18 protein-coding genes and 1 other RNA gene are annotated in these 20677 nt (G+C 32.9%); 7 read left to right on the top strand and 12 right to left on the bottom strand.

The annotated features are described in order from the left end of the window. Positions 1–51: 51 nt before the first annotated feature. Positions 52–149: signal recognition particle sRNA small type (ffs, locus tag ACWA1B_RS13115), an RNA gene on the bottom strand. A gap of 88 nt (positions 150–237) precedes the next feature. On the opposite strand from ffs, the gene ACWA1B_RS13110 reads away from it, so the two are divergent. Beyond that, entirely contained in the window at positions 238–1290 is a 1053-nt protein-coding gene (locus tag ACWA1B_RS13110) for a glutaminyl-peptide cyclotransferase (RefSeq protein WP_456907559.1), read from the top strand. Positions 1291–1383: 93 nt separating this feature from the next. Next, entirely contained in the window at positions 1384–2622 is a 1239-nt protein-coding gene (gene hutI, locus ACWA1B_RS13105; protein ID WP_456907557.1) for an imidazolonepropionase, read from the top strand. Between the two features lie 71 nt (positions 2623–2693). Here hutI and ACWA1B_RS13100 read toward each other — a convergent pair whose 3' ends face one another. Then, a complete protein-coding gene (locus tag ACWA1B_RS13100; protein ID WP_456907555.1) occupies positions 2694–3572 on the bottom strand; it encodes a hypothetical protein in 879 nt (292 codons plus the stop codon). 97 nt (positions 3573–3669) lie between these two features. On the opposite strand from ACWA1B_RS13100, the gene ACWA1B_RS13095 reads away from it, so the two are divergent. From ACWA1B_RS13095 to ACWA1B_RS13085, 3 genes are all read left to right on the top strand, one after another. Beyond that, positions 3670–4707 (top strand): formimidoylglutamase, encoded by a 1038-nt coding sequence (locus tag ACWA1B_RS13095; protein ID WP_456907553.1) that lies wholly within the window; start codon positions 3670–3672, stop codon positions 4705–4707. Positions 4708–4839: 132 nt separating this feature from the next. After that, a complete protein-coding gene (locus ACWA1B_RS13090; protein ID WP_456907551.1) occupies positions 4840–5745 on the top strand; it encodes a carboxypeptidase-like regulatory domain-containing protein in 906 nt (301 codons plus the stop codon). A gap of 159 nt (positions 5746–5904) precedes the next feature. Beyond that, entirely contained in the window at positions 5905–7152 is a 1248-nt protein-coding gene (locus ACWA1B_RS13085; protein ID WP_456907549.1) for a DEAD/DEAH box helicase, read from the top strand. On the opposite strand, the gene ACWA1B_RS13080 is transcribed toward ACWA1B_RS13085, so the two are convergent. The 3 genes from ACWA1B_RS13080 to aroC all read right to left on the bottom strand — a co-directional run bounded on the left by ACWA1B_RS13080 (position 7149) and on the right by aroC (position 11866). Beyond that, positions 7149–9326: a response regulator gene (locus ACWA1B_RS13080; RefSeq protein ID WP_456907547.1), complete on the bottom strand. Its 2178-nt coding sequence runs from the start codon at positions 9324–9326 to the stop codon at positions 7149–7151. The genes ACWA1B_RS13085 and ACWA1B_RS13080 overlap by 4 nt on opposite strands. Positions 9327–9474: 148 nt before the next feature. Continuing rightward, the gene (locus ACWA1B_RS13075; RefSeq protein ID WP_456907545.1) at positions 9475–10755 is read right to left on the bottom strand and encodes a dicarboxylate/amino acid:cation symporter; all 1281 of its coding nucleotides are present in this window, start codon (positions 10753–10755) and stop codon (positions 9475–9477) included. A gap of 52 nt (positions 10756–10807) precedes the next feature. Beyond that, on the bottom strand, positions 10808–11866 hold the full coding sequence (gene aroC, locus ACWA1B_RS13070) for a chorismate synthase (protein WP_456907543.1): 1059 nt from the start codon (positions 11864–11866) through the stop codon (positions 10808–10810). Positions 11867–12052: 186 nt separating this feature from the next. On the opposite strand from aroC, the gene ACWA1B_RS13065 reads away from it, so the two are divergent. Then, positions 12053–12904 (top strand): UDP-2,3-diacylglucosamine diphosphatase, encoded by an 852-nt coding sequence (locus tag ACWA1B_RS13065; RefSeq protein WP_456907541.1) that lies wholly within the window; start codon positions 12053–12055, stop codon positions 12902–12904. 131 nt (positions 12905–13035) lie between these two features. After that, complete coding sequence (locus ACWA1B_RS13060) at positions 13036–13533, top strand: hypothetical protein (RefSeq protein ID WP_456907539.1); 498 nt, start codon at positions 13036–13038, stop codon at positions 13531–13533. A 188-nt stretch (positions 13534–13721) separates the two neighbouring features. Here the strand turns inward: ACWA1B_RS13060 and ACWA1B_RS13055 are convergent, their stop codons facing one another. The 7 genes from ACWA1B_RS13055 to ACWA1B_RS13025 all read right to left on the bottom strand — a co-directional run bounded on the left by ACWA1B_RS13055 (position 13722) and on the right by ACWA1B_RS13025 (position 20671). Beyond that, positions 13722–14144, bottom strand: a complete 423-nt coding sequence (locus ACWA1B_RS13055; RefSeq protein WP_456907537.1) for a protease complex subunit PrcB family protein — start codon at positions 14142–14144, stop codon at positions 13722–13724. Positions 14145–14168: 24 nt separating this feature from the next. Further along, positions 14169–15305 carry an N-acetyl-alpha-D-glucosaminyl L-malate synthase BshA gene (gene bshA, locus ACWA1B_RS13050; protein WP_456907535.1) on the bottom strand — a complete coding sequence of 379 codons (1137 nt, stop codon included), beginning with the start codon at positions 15303–15305 and terminating at the stop codon, positions 14169–14171. Positions 15306–15677: 372 nt separating this feature from the next. Continuing rightward, positions 15678–16160, bottom strand: a complete 483-nt coding sequence (locus ACWA1B_RS13045) for a hypothetical protein (protein WP_035646965.1) — start codon at positions 16158–16160, stop codon at positions 15678–15680. Positions 16161–16261: 101 nt separating this feature from the next. Next, positions 16262–17053, bottom strand: a complete 792-nt coding sequence (locus tag ACWA1B_RS13040) for a (Fe-S)-binding protein (RefSeq protein ID WP_456907532.1) — start codon at positions 17051–17053, stop codon at positions 16262–16264. A gap of 130 nt (positions 17054–17183) precedes the next feature. Further along, positions 17184–18521, bottom strand: a complete 1338-nt coding sequence (locus ACWA1B_RS13035; RefSeq protein WP_035646969.1) for a 4Fe-4S dicluster domain-containing protein — start codon at positions 18519–18521, stop codon at positions 17184–17186. A gap of 6 nt (positions 18522–18527) precedes the next feature. Further along, positions 18528–19493 carry an MlaD family protein gene (locus tag ACWA1B_RS13030; protein ID WP_035646970.1) on the bottom strand — a complete coding sequence of 322 codons (966 nt, stop codon included), beginning with the start codon at positions 19491–19493 and terminating at the stop codon, positions 18528–18530. Positions 19494–19543: 50 nt separating this feature from the next. Next, the gene (locus ACWA1B_RS13025) at positions 19544–20671 is read right to left on the bottom strand and encodes an N-acetylmuramoyl-L-alanine amidase family protein (RefSeq protein WP_456907529.1); all 1128 of its coding nucleotides are present in this window, start codon (positions 20669–20671) and stop codon (positions 19544–19546) included. Between the last annotated feature and the right edge of the window lie 6 nt (positions 20672–20677).

Here is a 20677-nt window from a genome sequence, read left to right as displayed (position 1 = left end):
ATTCTAAAAAAGAATCTTAATAACGAAAAAAAAAAAAAAAAAAAAAAAAAAAAATGGCAAGCGACCTACATCGCACCGCTCAACCACGTACCCTTGCTATGTTCCCATCCTGGGGGAGTCTGCAGGAGCTGGTCGTGTAGGACTTGCCGGTGCAAATATACAATCTTTTTATATTTTTGCAAGAGCTTTGTTGCTATAAAAATATCGTCGTATATTGGCTTATTCAAATTTTAAACTATGAAAAAACATAACTTCCTAACTGTCATTTTATTAGGAATCACATTGATTGGATGTGGAGAAAAAAATAAAGGTGAAAATTCTTTATTTAATATTGATGATTCAGCTTTTCCGGCTCATTTTACACAGAAAGAAGCAGTGTCGTTTGGAATTTTAAACCCAAAATCAAAAGAAATTGATAGCATCGCCTACTTTATTAATGACAAAAAAGTAGGAAGTACAAAAGGGGCTGAAAAATTCAAATTTGAATTAAAAAATCAAAAATTAGGCTATCAATATTTAAAAGCTACTGTTTATTTCGGAAGTGATTCTTCGGATGCGACTAAACGAATTGAATTAGTTTCGGATATTCAGCCTAAATTATTAAAGTATAAAGTTGTCAATTCTTACCCACATGATAAAAAATCTTTTACCGAAGGTTTAGAGTTTTATAAAGACACTCTATATGAAAGCACTGGACAAAACGGAACTTCATACTTAAGAAAATACGACTATAAAACAGGAAAGGTTTTTAAACAAATCGATCTTGATTCAAAATATTTTGGAGAAGGAATTACTTTTATCAATGGTAAATTATATCAATTAACCTGGCAGGAAAAAACAGGTTTTATTTATAACGCTAATACTTTAAAGCTTGAAAAAACTTTTGCTTACGATAAAGATATTGAAGGCTGGGGAATGACAAATGACGGAAAATACATTTACCAAACAGATAAAACAGAAAAAATTTGGAAAATGGATCCGGCAACGCAAAAAATGATTGATTTTATTAATGTGTATTCCGGAGCAGATAAAATTAAAGCAATTAATGAATTAGAGTGGATTGACGGAAAAATCTACACAAACGTTTGGCTAAAAGATGCAATTGCTGTTGTAAATCCAACTTCTGGAGCAGTTGAAGGAATCTTAGATATGTCTGGTTTACGTAAGTTCATGAGTGACATTACTAAAGATGATGTTTTAAACGGAATTGCTTACAATCCTAAAACTAAAACTATTTTTGTAACTGGTAAAAACTGGAGCAAAATGTTTGAAATAACAGTTTCGGAATAAATCAAAATATAATATTTTTACGAATTTCACAAGTTTTCAACGTTTAATAACTGGAAATTTGTGAAATTTGTTTTTTTTTACAACTTTACAAAAATGATCACATTAATCAAAAACATACAAGAACTGCTTCAAATACGTGAAACTTCGATTTCTAAAGTTTCGGGCGCTGAAATGGCAATTCTTCCAACTATCAAAAATGCTTTTTTAATACTAAAAGATAATTTGATAGAAGATTTCGGTTCAATGGAAAATCTGCCTGAAATCAATGCCGATAAAATAATAGATGCAACCGGAAAAGTAGTTCTTCCAACTTGGTGCGACAGCCATACACACATTGTTTACGCAGGAAACCGCGAGCACGAATTTGTAGACCGCATCAACGGATTTACTTATGAAGAAATTGCCAATAGAGGTGGCGGAATTTTAAATTCGGCTAAAAAACTAAATGAAACTTCAGAAGATGAAATCTACGAACAATCAAAATATAGATTAGAAGAAGTAATGCATTTAGGAACCGGCGCCGTTGAAATAAAATCAGGCTATGGCCTAACAATTGAAGGTGAATTAAAAATGCTTCGAGTTATTAAAAAATTGGCCGAAAATTTTCCTGTTTCGATAAAAGCTACATTTTTAGGCGCACATGCTTTCCCAACCCATTATAAAGAAAACAAAGCAGGTTATATTGACGAAATCATAAACAAAATGCTTCCAGAAATTGCAAAAAACAAACTTGCTGATTATATCGATGTTTTCTGCGAAACTGGCTATTTCTCTGTTACAGAAACTGAAAAAATAATGCAGGCAGGAATTGATTCCGGCTTAAAACCAAAAATCCACGTTAATCAGTTTAATTCCATTGGAGGAATTCAAGCTGGAATTAAATTTAACGCACTTTCAGTCGATCATCTTGAAATAATGAATCCGGAAGACATTGAAGCTTTAAAAAACACCGAAACGATGCCAGTTGCATTGCCTTCATGTTCTTATTTTTTAAGCATTCCGTACACGCCAGCACGAGAAATGATAAAAGCTGGATTGCCAATAGCATTAGCCACAGATTTCAATCCAGGCTCTACTCCATCTGGAAACATGAATTTTGTAGTAGCAACAGCCTGCATCAAAATGAAAATGACGCCTGAAGAAGCCATCAATGCTGCAACAATTAATGGCGCGTACGCAATGGGACTTTCAGAAACTCACGGAAGCATTACAAAAGGAAAAAAGGCAAATTTAATCCTGACAAAACCAATTTCTTCTTATTATCAAATTCCTTACGCTTTTGGAAGCAATTTAATAGAAAGTGTTTTTCTTGAAGGAAAAATTTTAAAATAAAAAATAAAAAAAGGTCTGCGAAAACTCACAGACCTTTAATATCAAAGTGGTATTATTATCCTAAACGACAATTATCTTAAACTAAAACTTGTTTTAGAAACTAATTCACCATTATCATAAACATTGATAAAATAAGTTCCTTTAACAAAATCTTTTCCAGGAAGATCTTCACTTACATTTACGCTCTTATTTTCATATTGAACAGTAGTTTTGAAACTATAAGTTAAAGTGTTATCACCAAAATTTTCTGTTTTCTTTTCTCCCAAAACATTATTTTTAGCATCAATAACCTGAACATAATATGTTTTATCTCCAGATTTAGCGATTTGGTTTTCAGCAATTGTAAAACTCACTTTTAAAACATCAGCACGGCTTGCTTTATCTGTTTCAATTTGCTTTCCAGAACTTTTCAATTTGTAAGCAGCTGTTTTTGTGTTTAAAATAGACAATTTAGAACCTTTTTCAACCGTTTTAGCAAGTTCTTCGTTTTGTCCTACTAGTACTTCATTGTATTTTTTAGATTCTCCTAAAACCACAATCGTACTATCTCTTTGAGTTGTCAAAACACCATTTTGTTTTTTCAATTCATCATTTTCAGCAACTAAAGTTTTCATTTTCGCTTGCATTGCCTGAACTTGAGATTTATATTTAGAAACGTCTCCTTTTGATTTATTCAAATCATCCATAAGCGCTACTACTTTATCTCTTTCCTGAATTAATTCATCAGACATTGAAGTATTTTCAGCAATGGCAGCATCATAAGTTGCTTTTAATTCTTGTAAATCCTTCATAACAGATTCTTTTTCTGTCATTGTTGTGGTAAGTTCAGTTTTAACCACTTCTGTATCAGAAGACAATTTAAAAATATACACTAAACTACCGATCAGTAGGACTGCTAAAACTGCGATTACCGCTTTTAGACTTGAGTTGTTGTTCTTTGGGTTTTCCATATTTAATAATTTTCTTTATTAACAAATTTAAGAATTAATATATCGTAATAACGTAAGTTGACGCAATTATATTATTTTTGGACAATATTTTTTTTATATGGAGAAATTAATTCCTTTTACTGTAAATGATTTAGCAAAAATCACAAATCACCGAAGCGGCGAAATTAAATTCGGAGAGAAGATGATTGTCATTCCAAAAGAAGCAGACAAAATAAAATTCTTGACTGAAAGTGAGGCTAAATACGTACTTCTAGGAATTCCTGAAGACATTGGCGTGCGTGCAAACTATGGTCGTCCGGGCGCTGCATCGGCATGGGAATGCGCCATAAAAAGCATTGCTAATATCCAGCACAATCGTTTCTCAAAAGGAAGTCAGATCATCGTTTTGGGTCAGATTGACGTTTCTCAAGAAATGAGAGATGTCGAAAATCTGGATTTTAATGATATCGACGATCGTTCGAAACTGAGTCAATTGGTTGAAAAAATTGACAAAGAAGTTTCTCATATTATATTTACTATTATAAAAGCCGGAAAAACGCCAATCATTATTGGCGGAGGCCATAATAACGCTTACGGAAATATTAAAGGTTCGGCTCTTGCCAAAGGAAAACCGATAAATGCCATCAACTTTGATGCACATTCTGATTTTAGAATTTTAGAAGGCAGACATAGTGGAAACGGATTCTCTTATGCTTATGAAGAAGGTTTTTTAAAGAAGTATTTCATTTTTGGATTACATGAAAATTATACTTCAAAAAGCGTTTTGGATATTATAAAAAAACTTGAAGATCGTGTTCGTTATAATACTTATGACAGTGTCAATATTCGCAAAGAAAAAGATTTTAACAGAGAAATGGCTCTTGCTTTAGAATTTATTAGAACCGACTCTTTTGGAATTGAAATTGATTTGGATGCTATTCCAAACATTGCCAGCAGCGCAATGACAATCAGTGGATTTTCGGTAGAAGAACTACGTCAGTTTGTTTCCTTTTTTGGTCAGCATAAAAACGCTGCTTATTTGCATATTTGCGAAGGAGCACCAGATTTAGCCGATTCTCCAAATAACAATTTAATTGGAAAATTAATTGGTTATCTGGTTACGGATTTTATTAAAGCAAATAATGAAAAGATTTAAAGCATTTTTACAATAAATTGATTCTTTTACAGTTTATTATACATTTGAAAATCAGGAAAAATTAAATAACAATTCTCCTTAATTTTAATCTGTTTTTCAACAGCATTAATAACTGTAATTCTTTCTAACAAATTGATAAAAAACTACCTAAATTTGTTTTTCATTCTGTTTCTGATTTTTCAGAATGCAATTTCTCAGCAAAGTCAGAATACTAGCAATTCTGATTTATTTGTCGGACACGTCTATTCAGAAGAGAATAATTTGCCTATTAGCAATGTGACAATCAAAACATTCTCAAAAAATGGCTCAAAATATTTTGTAACTGACGAAAATGGAAAGTTTGAAATACCCAATAATGACAAAAACAAGATTGATTATATCGAAATTTCATCGCTAGGTTTTAAAAAGTTAATAAAGAAAACAATTTTAGATACTATTTATCTTGCGACTGAAACCAATCAATTGGATGAAATCATTATTAATTCAAAATCAGAACTTAAAGACATGCTTTCTTTTTTTGAAAAACTAAATACTTTAGAGGCTAACTTTAGTTGGGACAATAAAGCAGCTACTTTCATTCCAAAAAACAAAGAAAACAAAGAAATAAGAAACCTTCTTTATGCAGTTTCTGATTTTAAAGGTGTTAAAAATTTAAAATACCTGCCATTTAAGGCAAACTTATATAGCGTCGATAGTTTAGGAATGCCTAACAAACCAATTTTAGAAGAAGATATATTAGTAAAAAAAGAAAACGATGAAAATTGGGTAAAAGTTGATATTTCAAAATACAAAATAACAATTCCGGAAGAAGGTGTTTTTGTTGTTTTTATAATCCTGGGTGAAGAAGATTATAAATACCAAGATTTTATTAGATCATATATTGGCTGGATATCACCAGTACCAGCATTAAAAGCTTATAAATACAATAAAAACTACATAAGAAAATCATACATCTACCGAAATTGCAGTTATCCTGAAAAATGCAACATTTGGCTTCCTGAAAAATATTTTCATTATCTGATTGATGTGGAATATTAACTTATCCAATTAGATAATCCTTCTAAACAATCAATCCACTTATTGGCTTAAAACCACACATTTTCCAAATAATACAAGATTCAAATAAAGGATTGACCGAATAAGCCTATCTTTGCACAGAATTTTAGTTATACAAACTAAATTCTTAATACCTAAGATATGTTATTCGAAGATTTATCACTTTCAAAAAGTATACAAAAAGCCGTATTTGAAGAAGGCTACCTAAACCCCACTCCAATTCAGGAACAATCTATTCCAATCATTTTGTCAGGAAGAGATCTAATTGGCTGCGCGCAGACAGGAACAGGAAAAACAGCAGCATTTGCAATCCCAATCATACATCAATTACACCGAATTGTAGGTTCATCAAAAAAAGCGAAACAAATTCGCGCTCTTATTGTAACGCCAACGCGTGAACTTGCTGTTCAAATTGGAGAAAGTTTTGACACTTATGGCAAATATACCAATTTAACACAATTAACAATTTTTGGTGGTGTTTCTCAAAATCCACAGGTTGAAACCTTAAAAAAAGGAGTAGATATTCTTGTGGCAACTCCGGGAAGATTATTGGATTTACATAAACAAGGATTTCTTGATTTCAACCATTTACACACATTGGTTTTAGACGAAGCCGATCAAATGTTGGATATGGGTTTCATAAACGATGTAAAAAAGATCGTAAAATTAACTCCTAAAAATCGTCAAACTTTACTTTTTTCTGCAACAATGCCAATTGCTATTCGCGAATTAGCAGAAATGTTTTTGACAGATCCGGAAAAAGTCGAAGTTTCACCAGTTTCTTCTACTGCAGAAAATGTTGAACAACGCATTTATTTTGTTGACAAAACAGAGAAAAGAAACTTGCTTTACCATTTAATTAAAGAAGAAAATCTATCAAACGTACTGGTTTTTTCAAGAACAAAACATGGTGCTGATAATGTTGTAAAAGCGCTTCGTAAAAAAGATATTCCGGCTGAAGCAATTCACGGAGATAAATCACAAAATGCCAGACAGCGTGTTTTAGACGCTTTTAAAAATAAAGAAGTTGGCGTTCTTGTCGCAACTGATATTGCTGCACGAGGAATTGATATTGAACAACTTCCCTACGTAATCAATTTTGATTTACCGAATATTCCTGAAACTTACGTACACCGAATTGGCCGTACCGGACGTGCTGGAAATGGCGGAATTGCAATTTCTTTCTGTGGAAAAGATGAAGAACCTTACTGGAAAGACATTAAGAAACTAATAAAAGTCGATGTCAAAATAATTACTGAACATCCTTATCAATGGCACTCAGGAAGTCCTGAAGCTGGCGAAAAACCAAAAAATTCAAACAGAAGCGGAGGTGCTCATAAATCGCGCAAATCCAATACTTCTAAGAAAAATAAAAAACGCTGGTATTAACCAGCGTTTTTAGCTTCTTCTATTAAGTAACTAATAATTTTAAAAAGTTTTACTGGCTCAAATGGCTTAATGATAATATCATTTATTCCAGACGAAATGGCCTCATCTGTTATCTCATCCTTATCAAAAGCAGTTAATGCCACAATTGGTGTTTTAATATCCTGCAATCGAATTCTTTTGCTGGTTTCAAACCCATTCATTAACGGCATATTGATATCCATTAAAATTAGATCAAAAGTTTCTTTTTCTAAAATCTCCAAAGCACCGAATCCATCATCTACAACTTTGCAGATATAATTATTCTTCTCGATAATTTTTTTCGTTACCATCTGATTGATTCGATTATCTTCAACAATTAAAATTTTGTGAACTTCATTAGACGTCAAATCAACCTCGATATCGTCAATAATTTTCTTAGTTTTCTCTGGATCATGTTCAAACGGAATAACAAATGAGAAAGAAGTTCCTTGTCCTAAATCACTCTCTAGAGTAATTGTACTGCCAAACAAACCCAATAATCGTTTAACAATACTCAAACCTAAACCAGTTCCTTGATAATCTTCGTCTTTTCGGCCAACCTGAACAAATTTTTCAAAAATCTTGCTTTGGTCAACAGTCGCAATCCCGATACCATTATCTTTAATCAAAAAATCCAAGAAATGATTTTTTCCTTCTGTTTTAAAAAGATCCACTTTTACTTCGACTTCTCCATTTTTCGTAAATTTTAAAGCGTTGCTCACCAAGTTCATCAAAATTTGAGCGAGTCTGAGCTTATCGCCAATCAAATATTCAGGAATATTTGGGTCGATGTAAATATTGATTTTGTTATTATTTTTTTGAGATAAAAAAGAAAGTGAATTTTTGATCATCATAATTTCATCAGAAATATTGAATGTCAGGTTTTCCAGCACTACTTTATTTTCTTCAATTTTATTAATCTGCAAAATATCATTTACAAGCGATAATAGATATCTGGCAGAAAATTTAAGTGAACTTAAATGCTGGCTTCTTGATAATTCCTTATGTTCCTCTAAAAGCATATTTGTGATTCCAACAACACCATAAAGCGGTGTACGCAATTCGTGGCTTATAGTCGATATAAATTGTGTTTTGAGCAAAGAGGCTTCTTCGGCAATTTCTTTAGCTTTTAAAAGCTCTAAATTATGCCTTTTTTTAAATCTGATGTTTTTAATTAAAGTAATAATCAAAAAGAGTAGAATTAGGGAAATCAATACAAATAGAATTACAATAATTCGGGATTTTTTAAGACTTTGGTATTGCGAAATTTTTTCATTCTCAATTTTATCAATCTGTCTTTTGTATTCATCTAATTCAAGATTAAAACCTGCAATGGTTGCTTTTTTCAACTTTTCCAGATTGTATAATTCCTCTGTAATCTTATTATATGCAGTAAGATTTTCATATGCTTCCTTATATCTTTTGATTTTCATCAAAAACTTAGAATATTCTAGGTGTGCATAAGATAAATCAGATTTTTCTTCGCTGTTTTCTCCTGCGGCTATGGCACTTAGAAAATAAGCATTGGCAGTATCATTTTCGTTTTTAAAAGAAGAATACATTCCGTTGAGCATATTGACAACAATCTCTGTCGATTCATCACCATATTTTTCAATATTATTGCCCACGAATTTTAAATAAGGATAGCCTTCTTTAAACTTTCCAACATCAAAATAAGCCCAGGCAATGTTTACATTCGTAAAATAAACCTGATCTATAGCATTAATTTTTAAACTATAAGCAATTGACTTTTTATAATACGAAATCCCCTTATCAAATTGCTTTTTTTCAAAACAATAAATATTCCCTAAGTTGTTGTGGAGACTATATTTTATGGAATCGTTGTTTGTTTTATTAGCATAAAACAAGCTTTTATTGTAGAAGAAAATAGCTTTATCAAACTCTGCTAATTCGTTGTAATTCCCAGCAATTATTTTATATGATTTTGCTATTAAGTAATTATTTTTTGAAGTTGTTGCATAGTTTAAAGCAACACGCGAAGTAATTAATGATTTTTCAAAATTTGATTCTTTAAAATCCTCCCAAGCCTGTTTTACAAGCTTATTAATTTTACCATCAGAAATCGTTTCAGACTGCGCGAATGCTGAACTGATACCACAATTCAGAAAAACGATCAGAAGAAAAAAATTCCGCATTCGGGGCATAAATGGCTAATTTCACCAAATATACACTTAAAAATAAAAAAAAGCTGTATTTAGGCTAAAAATACAACTTTTCTTTAATTATTGTTTACTCTTTAAACTGATAAATATCAGCGTAGTGAGAATCTTATTTTTTTAGATTTTACTCCTCTAAAATTGTCTCGGCTTCTTTATTATTCTCCCATTGTCCAACAACAGAAGTAGCCAAAGCATTTCCTAAAACATTTGTGGCGCTTCTAAACATATCACAGAAATGATCAATAGGCAAAATTAACGCAATTCCTTCTACAGGAATATCAAACATTCCACAAGTAGCTGCTACTACAACTAAACTTGCTCTAGGTACACCTGCAATTCCTTTACTAGTTAGCATTAAAACCAAAAGCATAACCATTTGTGTTCCTATATCTAAATGAACCCCGTAAAACTGAGCAATAAAGATACTGGCAAATGTCATATACATCATACTTCCATCCAGATTGAACGAATAACCAAGTGGCAACATGAAAGAAACAATTTTATCTTTTACTCCAAAATCTTCTAATTCCTCTGTCAATTTTGGAAAAACAGCTTCACTACTTGTTGTTCCAAAAGCGATGGCTAATGGCCCGATGATACGTTTTAATAACTCTGTCATTCTTCCTTTTAAGAAAATATAACCAACTGCAATTAAAACCACCCAAAGTGTAGCTATTCCCACTAAAAATGATCCGAAGAATTTGAAATAAGTAATCACTAATTCTTCTGCATCTCTAATTGCAAATACTCCTGCAATGGCACCGAAAACCCCTATTGGCGCAAAATTCATGACATAATTCACCATTTTCAAAACGATGTGCGAAGCTTTGTCAAGTGCATTAATCACAGGTTTTACAGGACTTCCAATAGAAGCGGCAGCTAATCCGAAAAAGATTGAGAATATTACTATTTGTAAAATTTCATTCGTAGCCATTGCTTCAAAAATACTTTTCGGAACAATATGTTCAACAAAATTCTCTACAGAAAGTGTTTTTGTTTTTCCAGTTACTTCTGTAGCTGCTGCCATATCAACGTGACCTAATTTTAGACCTACGCCTGGCTCAAGGATATTTACATAAAACAATCCTATTAACAATGATATAAATGAAGCAGTAAAAAACCATCCAAGTGCTTTCCCTCCAATTCTTCCAACTGTTTTAATGTCGCCAAGTTTCGCAATTCCAACTACCAAAGTAGTAAATACCAAAGGCGAAATAATCATCTGAACCAATCGAATAAAAATGGTCGCCAGCATTTTAATTTTGCTGCTAAAAGATTGTGCTGCTTCAGGAGAAATTGTAGCGTGCAATATAATTCCTAAAGTTGCCCCTAAGACCATTGCAATTATAATCTGGCCTGTTAATCCTGAAAGAAATGATTTTTTTTTAGTTTCTGTAACTTGCATTAATTGTTTGTTTTAAATTAAAATATTAAGACCCTCACTGCCTTAACTTTTATTAATATGTTTTGTTGATTAAATAAAAATCAGCCAAAACAATTGCGGCCATTGCTTCAACAATTGGCACCGCACGAGGTACTACACATGGATCATGACGGCCTTTTCCTGTCATTGGTTTAATATTTCCTTTATTATCTAATGAATCTTGTGTCTGCATAATAGTTGCAACAGGTTTGAAAGCTACTCTAAAGTAAATATCCATTCCGTTACTGATTCCTCCCTGAATTCCTCCAGAAAGATTCGTTTTTGTAGTTCCGTCCGGATTGTACAAATCGTTGTGCTCGCTACCTTTCATTTCAGAGCCTGAAAATCCGCTGCCGTATTCAAAACCTTTTACAGCATTTATCGAAAGCATTGCTTTTCCTAATTCGGCATGCAATTTATCAAAAACCGGTTCGCCAAGACCAACTGGTACATTCTGAATTACACACGAAACAACACCTCCAACAGTATCGCCCTGCTTACGGATATCACGAATATATTCCTCCATAATCGCAGCTGATTTTTCATCAGGACAACGCACTGGATTGCTTTCTATTTTCGAAAAATCTAAATCTTGATAAGGAGTATTTAAATGAATTGGCCCTACTGAAGAAACATAAGCATTAATCTTAATCTCTGGCAACATCTGTTTTGCGATTGCACCTGCCACTACTCTGCTCGCCGTTTCACGAGCTGAGCTTCTTCCACCGCCGCGGTAATCACGAAAACCATACTTTTGATCATATACATAATCTGCATGGCTTGGCCTGTAATTATCTTTTATATGTGAATAGTCATCCGATTTTTGATTGGTATTTGGAATAATAAAACCTATTGGAGTTCCGGTAGTTTTTCCTTCAAAGATTCCAGATAAAAACTGAACTGCATCTGGTTCTTTTCTTTGCGTTACAATTGCAGATTGCCCCGGCTTTCTTCGAGACATTTCCACTTCGATTGCTTCAAAATCAAGCTTAATTCCTGATGGACATCCATCAATAATACCGCCTAAAGCCTCGCCGTGTGATTCACCAAATGTTGTAACTCTATATAATGTGCCGTAGCTATTTCCTGCCATGTTAATTGTTTTAGCAAATGTAAGTTTTATGAATTAAATTAAAAAATATAAAATTGTGATTATTAAATAAAGGTTAAGCCGTTTAAAAATCATAATTTATTAAAATTGATCTCAAATTGATAACCTTTTGATAAAATAAATCCAGCGTTTGTTTCTTTTATTTGCTAAACTTCAAATCACGGAAAATTGAAAAAAAGAAATGTCGAACTGGTCATTATTTCTGATGTCCATTTGGGAACTTACGGAAGTCATGCCAAGGAATTAAACAACTATTTATCAAGTATTAAACCTAAAACATTAGTTTTAAACGGAGATATTATTGATGCTTGGCAATTTCGAAAATCGTACTTTCCGAAAGCGCATTTAAGAGTTATTCAACGAATAATCGGAATGGCTTCTAAAGGAACAAAAGTTTATTATATCACTGGAAACCATGACGAAATTCTTCGGAAATTTAGTGATATGAATATGGGAAATTTTTCTTTAGTTGATAAATTAGTTTTGGAATTAGATGGCAAAAAAGCGTGGATTTTTCACGGCGACGTTTTTGATGCTTCGGTACAACACTCCAAATGGATTGCAAAATTAGGCGGATTAGGTTACGATTATTTGATCCTTACAAATCGTTTCGCAAACTGGTGTCTGACAAAACTAGGAAGAGAACCTTATTCATTCTCAAAAAAAATAAAAGCCAGCGTAAAAAAAGCTGTAAAATTCATTTCAGACTTTGAAACCACGGCAACCGATTTGGCTATTGAAAAAAAATACGACTACGTTATCTGCGGTCATATTCATGAACCAAAAATAGCAACCATAGAAAACAAGCACGGATCTACTTTATATTTAAATTCTGGTGATTGGGTTGAAAATCTGACAGCTTTAGAATATCATAAAAAACGCTGGAAACTATACACTTACGAAAAAAACAATTTTACTGAAGAAGAAAATTTATTTGAAATGGAAGATAATCTTACTTCTCAATTACTGACTTCAATAGTTGAAAAACAAGCCAGTAAATTAAAAAAAGGTAATATTTAACAGACTTTACAACTGATTTACAAAATTCAGTTTTCATAAAAATGTAAATTATATAACAATTTTCAAAAATCTTATACGTTGTATAGGTAGTTGTAATTATACATTTGAAAAAAATTAATTGAATCATTTTTATGAAAAAAATCATTTTATCAGCCATTATGCTATTAGGTTTAGCATTTACGGCTCATTCACAAGACATTGCCAAAAATGCGCTAGGTTTGCGTCTAGGAGACAATAACGGTTTTGGAGGAGAAGTATCTTATCAAAGAGGATTAAATCAAAAAAACAGACTTGAATTTGATTTAGGCTGGAGAAACAGCAGTGATGTTGACGCTATCAAAGGTGTAGCACTTTATCAATGGGTTTGGAATATAGACGGAGGTTTTAACTGGTACGCTGGTGTTGGTGGTGGAATCGCTGCTTGGGATCACGATTATTACAATGGAAACACAAAATATAATGACAGCGGAACGTATGTTTTTGCAGCAGGAGATATCGGAATAGAATATGGCTTTAAAGAAGTGCCAATTCTTTTATCATTAGATGCAAGACCAGAGATTGGTTCTGGATATTATGACGATGACAACTTTGGATTTGATGTTGGTTTAGGGATCAAATTCAAATTCTAAAATTAAATTAAAAAATAATTGTAAAAGAAAACCTGTCGCTTTAATTACGACAGGTTTTTTTTGTTTTATCATGTCTTCCTGACCGATCCCGAAGCCTCGGGAGAAGGGCTTAATGAACAACCAAAGAGCTTCAACTTCACTCAGCTTGACATTTGCTCAATAACTTTTTACTAATTATTAAGAACTAATTACTTAATAATAATTTCTTTCTTAGAGTGCACTTTTACCACAGTATAAGGATATGAAATAACCTGCATTACCATAGCATCTGGCGCTGGACTGTTTTCCTTCACCGTAATGATAATATTTTTGTCAGTTTCTTCTACTTTCTCAACGCCAATAGAATAACCACTTGTGCTTTTCTCCCCCATATTTAAAATAATATAGTTCGAATTGCTAATATCAGTCTGTTTCATCTTACTAGCTAAAAGCGGGTCATTTTCAAGCATTTTAATTTCGTTAGGTTCAGTCAAAATTTCAAAAAACTTGATATTGCCGCCGCCATCTGACTGTTCCGTCAAAACCTCATATAACGCCGTTGAATTCGAAGTTTTTTTTGCTCCACACGAGAACAAAACAAAAACCATTAAAACTGAAATTATCTTTTTCATGCATTAAATTATTAAATTGATGTTTTACTCTTTATAATCGTCAATTGCTTTTTGATATAACGCTTCATATTTTGGAAGTATATTTTTAATATCAAATTTCTTAGCAACTTCCAGTGCATTCTTTTTAAATTCTTTCAGCGTTGCATCATCTTTTAAAATCTTAATTGCATTTGCAGCCATTTCATCAACATTTCCAACATTACTCAAATAACCTGAAACACCATCAAAATTCACTTCAGGCAAACCACCTGAATTACTGGAAATTACCGGAACTCCAAGTGCCATAGCTTCCAAAGCAGCTAAACCAAAACTTTCTGTTTCTGAAGGAAGCAAAAACAAATCGGTCATGCATAAAATTTTATCAATTTCATTACTGTTTCCAAAGAAAATCACTTTATCGTAAATTCCCAGCTCCATACATAAAACCTCTGCTTTTTCTTTTTCAGGACCATCACCCACCATCATCAGTTTGGCAGGCATTTCTTTCTGGATATTATAAAAAATCTTAATAATATCCGGAATTCGTTTTACCTTTCTAAAGTTACTGATGTGTGTTATAATACGCTCATTTTCCTTTGCCATTACATAACGATGACATGGCGCATCTGGATCCTTTACCACTTTATCCAATTCGATAAAATTCGGAATCACCTTAATTTTATTCTTGATCTTAAACAATTTCAAAGTATCATCTTTCAAACTCTGAGAAACCGAAGTCACATAATCTGATTTGTTAATACTAAAAGTCACCGCAGGTTTATAAAAAGGATGATTTCCAACCAAAGTAATATCAGTTCCGTGAAGCGTAGTAATCATTGGCAAATTGATACCTTCATTTTTCAGCATTTGCTTTGCCATATAACCCGCATAAGCGTGCGGAATAGCATAATGCACATGAAGAACCTCAATTTTGTATAATTTCACCATATCAACCAATTTGCTAGACAAAGCCAGCTCATAAGGCTGATAATGAAAAAGAGGATATTCAGGAACGTTTACTTCGTGATAATGAACATTCGGATTCAAAAGTGCCAACCTCACGGGCTGACTATAAGTTATAAAATGTATTTCGTGTCCGCGTCTGGCTAATTCGAGACCTAACTCAGTGGCTACTACCCCACTACCGCCAAATGTTGGATAACAAACTATTGCTATTTTCATGTATTAAATTTAATTCTACGAAAATACTCAAAAATAGCGTTTAATTGACCGTTTCGTTTGTTAGATTTTTGTAAATCTTAGATTCACCAGAGTACTAGACGGTTATAATTCATAAGGAGCAGAAAAATCCATTTTCATAAGAAAGTCCAGTCCCGCTGTCCGCTATATCTTTTATGGTCTCGTTAAAGAAACGAGACCATAAAAGGATGCCGCTCCCATCGGGGCTAGATTAGAAGTCATAGTTTTCAAAAGCCACACAAACTAAAAACATTGTCTCAGTTACACTAAAACAACCTGAAACATGAAATTACAAAAACAAAAAAAGGCATAAAATCAAAATTTCATGCCTTTCAAATATTTTATAAATTTATTTTAGAAAAATCTGCTATGCCAGCTATCGGCTGCAGGAACTTCCCAAGACTCATTAAATTCTTCGATATTGTTTACAAGATTATTAAAAACGATTGTGTTCTCAGAAACTGATTTATCTTTAACCATCTTTTTAAAATCAATTAATGGTTTGTGGGCAATATGCTCTCCAAGCTTAAAAGTAACGTTCATTTTATCCAATAAATCAACATTATACTTTTTCTCCAAACCCTGAATAAATTCAACAGAACTATCAATAGAACATCCCGTTGCCGCCTGCACATCCTGATTCACAGCTAAAATAATGAAACGATTATACTTCAACAAAAAAGAAGCCTCAAGACTTGTTCCGTGCGCCGCCCATTGCTCAACAAAAGCTTTCAAATCGGTCTCAATTTCAGAAAACTCTTCCTCAGAAAATTTTCTGTTCGATTGGTAAATCCAAACTCTAGACTCACCAGGTAAATTTTCAAAAGGTATATACATTATAAATTTTGTTTATTTGTTTGTTTTGTTTCAGGTTTCAGGTTGAAAAACTTAGTCCCGATAGCTATCGGGATAGCAATTTAGAACCTTAGCATCTTTTTTTACAAATCCTGCGCATTTGCAATTAACTCTGCAACGTCCATTACTTTTACCTCACCTTCCTTATGTGCATGTTTAATTCCATCTGTCAACATTGTGTTACAGAAAGGACAGCCTGCAGCAATAATATCTGGTTTAGTTTCCAATGCATCTTCAGTGCGCAAAACATTCACTTCTTTATTCCCTGGTTCAGCATCTTTAAACATTTGTGCTCCTCCAGCTCCACAGCACAAACCGTTTGCTTTTGAACGCTTCATTTCAACTAATTCAACATCTAATTTCTGAATTAAATCTCTTGGCGCTTCATAAACTTTATTCGCTCTTCCTAAATAACAAGGATCATGAAAAGTTATTTTCTTTCCTTTAAACTGACCGCCTTCAACAGTCAATCTTCCATCATCAATTAATGACTTTAAAAATTCCGTATGATGAATAACTTCATAGTTTCCACCTAACTCAGGATATTCATTTTTCAAAGTATTAAAACAATGCGGACAAGCCGTAACAATCTTTTTTGCTTCGTATGTATTTAATACCTCGATATTCATCATGGCTTGCATCTGAAACAAAAATTCGTTTCCAGCACGTTTTGCAGGATCTCCAGTACAACTCTCTTCTGTACCTAATACCGCAAATGAAACATTAGTACGATTCAAAATACGTACAAATGCTTTTGTAATTTTTTTTGCTCTATCATCAAAACTTCCTGCGCAACCAACCCAAAATAAAACTTCTGGCTGTGTTCCTTGGGCTAGCATTTCAGCCATTGTTGGCACTACTAAACTTTCTGACATCTTCTTTTTTTGTTAAGTCGGTTAATCGTTTATTTTGATTAATCGCACTCGTTGCGATAACACTACTAAAAACCATAAATATCTTATTCAAATCGATTAAACGGTTACACAAATAACCAATTAAACTTTTTTAATTCTCGTTTTTCCAATTCAAACGGTCTTGCTGGCTGTATTGCCATGGCGCACCATTGTTTTCAATATTGGTCATCATTGCATTTAGCGACATTGGTGCAGCACTTTGCTCCATCACTAAATAACGACGCATATCCATAATAATAGAAAGCGGACTAATATTAACCGGGCATTCTTCCACACAGGCATTACATGATGTACAAGCCCATAATTCTTCTGGTGTAATATAATCGTTTAATAACGTTTTATTGTCTGGAACAAAAACGCCTTTATTTGCATCAATATTTTTTCCAACTTCTGTCAAACGATCTCTTGTATCCATCATAATTTTACGAGGAGACAATTTTTTCCCTGTTTGATTTGCAGGACAAGATGAAGTACAACGTCCGCACTCTGTACAAGTATAAGCATTTAAAAGCTGTACCCAGTTCAAATCCTGAACGTCGCTTGCTCCAAATTTAGCCGGAGTAGCATTTTCATCAACTGGAGCTGCTGCAAACGGATCAGCATTCGGATCCATCATCAACTTCACTTCTTTTGTAACCGATTCTAAATTATCAAACTGACCTTCTGGTTTCAAGTTTGCAAAATAAGTATTTGGGAATGCCAAAAGAATATGCAAATGTTTTGAGAAGTACAAATAGTTCATAAAAACTAAAATACCAACGATGTGAAGCCACCAAAATACCTCAAATAAAAGTCCAACTAATTCATTAGATGTACCATTAAAAATTGGTGCTATAAATTGGCTTATTGGATAACTTCCTGCTTTGTGAAAATGAGAATATCCGCCTGGAACATTCTGCAAATGCAAATCAGAGGCATTCATTAATAAAAACAAAATCATTAAAACGGTTTCGAAATACAAAATATAATTTGCATCACTCTTTGGAAATCCGTTCAAATCATTACTTATAAAACGCTTTAATCGAATTACATTTCTTCTGATCCAAAAAGTGACAACTGCAATAATAACCAGTATAGCCAAAATTTCGAATGAGGCAATAAGAACGTCATAAACAACTCCTAAATAAGGAGCAAAAATTCTGTGCGTACCAAAAAGCCCATCAATAATAATTTCAAGCAATTCAATATTAATAATTACGAAACCAACATATACAAAAATATGGAGTATTCCGGCAACAGGGCGTCTCACCATTTTTGATTGTCCAAGGGCAATCAATGCCATGTTTTTCCAACGAGCTTTAGGATTATCTTTTCGATCTACATCAACTCCCAAATTAATGTTGCGGATGATTTTTTTTACGCTCGCTGTAAAAAAACCAAAACCAACTATAAGAAGTATGGCAAATAAAATATTATCTAAATAACTCATTTATATTTATTTTTTGTCAGTTGAGTTTGTTTGTTCTGTTGGTGCTACGTAAGGTTTGTTTTTCTTTCCAAAAAGCGAAACATTTACGTATCGCGTTGGGTAAAGACGTACGTCTTGCAACAGTAATTCTAATTCTTTTGAAGTTTTGGCTAAATTATTATATAATGCATCGTCATTTAATAATTTACCTGCTGTACCTTTTCCTGAATTTAAATTCGTCATCAAGCCATCTACTTTAGCTAAAGTCTGATTTAAGCTTCGTACTGTTTTTCCTAAATCGGCTTTGTTTAATGAGTCGGATATTTTATTAAAGTTGCTTGACATTTTATTGAAATTTGTCACAACACCATTAATCTGACCTTTATTAGTATCCAGGATAGAGTTAAGAGTTCCAGAAGCTTTATGAAACTGCTCCATTGTCTGGCTTAATTCAGCAATTGTTTTCTTTAAATTTTCTTGTGTATTTTTATCTAAAGTATTGTTTAATCCAGTAACCAGATTATCAATATTCACAAGCATTTTGTCTAATTTAGCCTGAATCGGTTCAAGTTTTCCTCCTAAAGATTCCGTCAAACCAAGCTCAACAGTTCCATTCAATGTCTGACCTTCTGCTGCTGGATCTTTATCAGTTAAATTTGGCACAATTTTAATTTGTTTTCCGCCAATCAAACTTGGAGAATACAAAGCTGCTGTACTTGTTTTAGAAATTGGAAAATCAGTTTTAAGCTGAAGCTCTACTAATAATTTTCCTGTTGTTTCATTGAGTGTAATTTTATTTACTTTACCAATTGCAAGTCCGTTTATGGTAACTGGTGCTGATGGTGCCAAATCTTCGACATTATCATACTCAACAAATAATGTTTTGTAATTTGTAAAAAGATCTCTGCCTTTTAAAAAACTGTAGCCCCAAATAAATAATAAAATTGACGCGATGACTAAAATAGCCGTTTTAATTTCTCTTGTTAGTTTCAAAATTCTAAGTGTTTGTACAAAATTAATATAAATATTCGAACTTGTGACTATTATTTAGTAGCGTCTTGAATACTGATTTTTTCTCCATCTTTAGTTGCGGTCAAAAATGCAGCGCCATACCCTTTACTCTTAGCTTCTTGCAAAAATTTCTTCGCTGCTTCATAATCTGAAGTTTCCTGATAGAAATATTTATAAACATTATTTTCATAAAGCATAGTTACATTTTTTAGACCTTTAAAATTTTTAGGTTCTAATGTGGTCTTTTTGATACTAGCAATAAGCTGCACTTTATAAAAAGTTCCTTTTACTGCATTTTTTGCCGCTACAGATGGTTCAGCAGGTTTAGCTTTTTTTGAAGTTGATGTATCTTTCGCCGGTCTGACATCTGACATTTCAGGAATTCCAGAACCAAAATATTCACTTTTATAACTCAAAATAGCATCTGCAATCGCTTTTGCAATATCATTTTGCCCTTCTTCTGAATTCAGAATATTTCCTTCTGTAGGGTTTGAAACGAAACCTGTTTCCACTAAAACTCTTGGCATATATGCTTTATGAAGTACCATAAACGGTGCTTGTTTCACACCACCTTGTCTTAATTTCTTTCCAAGTCGATCAAAATTATCTTCAATTTTAGTTGCCAACGAAATACTGTTATCCAAATATTCTTCCTGCATTAAAGTCATTCCAATCATTGATTCTGGTGAATTTGGGTCGTAGCCTTCATATTTACGCTTATAATCTTTTTCTAATGTAATTACCGAGTTCTCCTTTTTTGCCGCCTCAAGATTTGATGCTACTTTACTCAAACCCATTACATACGTTTCTGTTCCATCAGCTGCTGTATTTTTATTAGCATTACAGTGAATTGATACGAAAATATTAGAATTAGCTCTGTTTGCTATGTTAGCTCTTTCAACCAAATCGATGAAAACATCCGTTTTACGCGTATAAATCACATCCACATTTGGACTTGCTTCTAATATTTTCCCAACTTTTAGCACAATCGCCAAGGCAATATTTTTTTCTATTCGGCCACTGTAAACAGCTCCAAAGTCATGATCACCATGTCCGGCATCAAGTGTTACTTTAAAAACATTTGCCTGACTGTAAGCACAAAACGAAATTATAGTTAGAAAAAAACTAAATAATAGCCTAGTTTTGTTAAATATATTCATAAATCT

Source organism: Flavobacterium xizangense (assembly GCF_054075145.1).
This window is presented reverse-complemented; position numbering and strand designations above follow the sequence as displayed.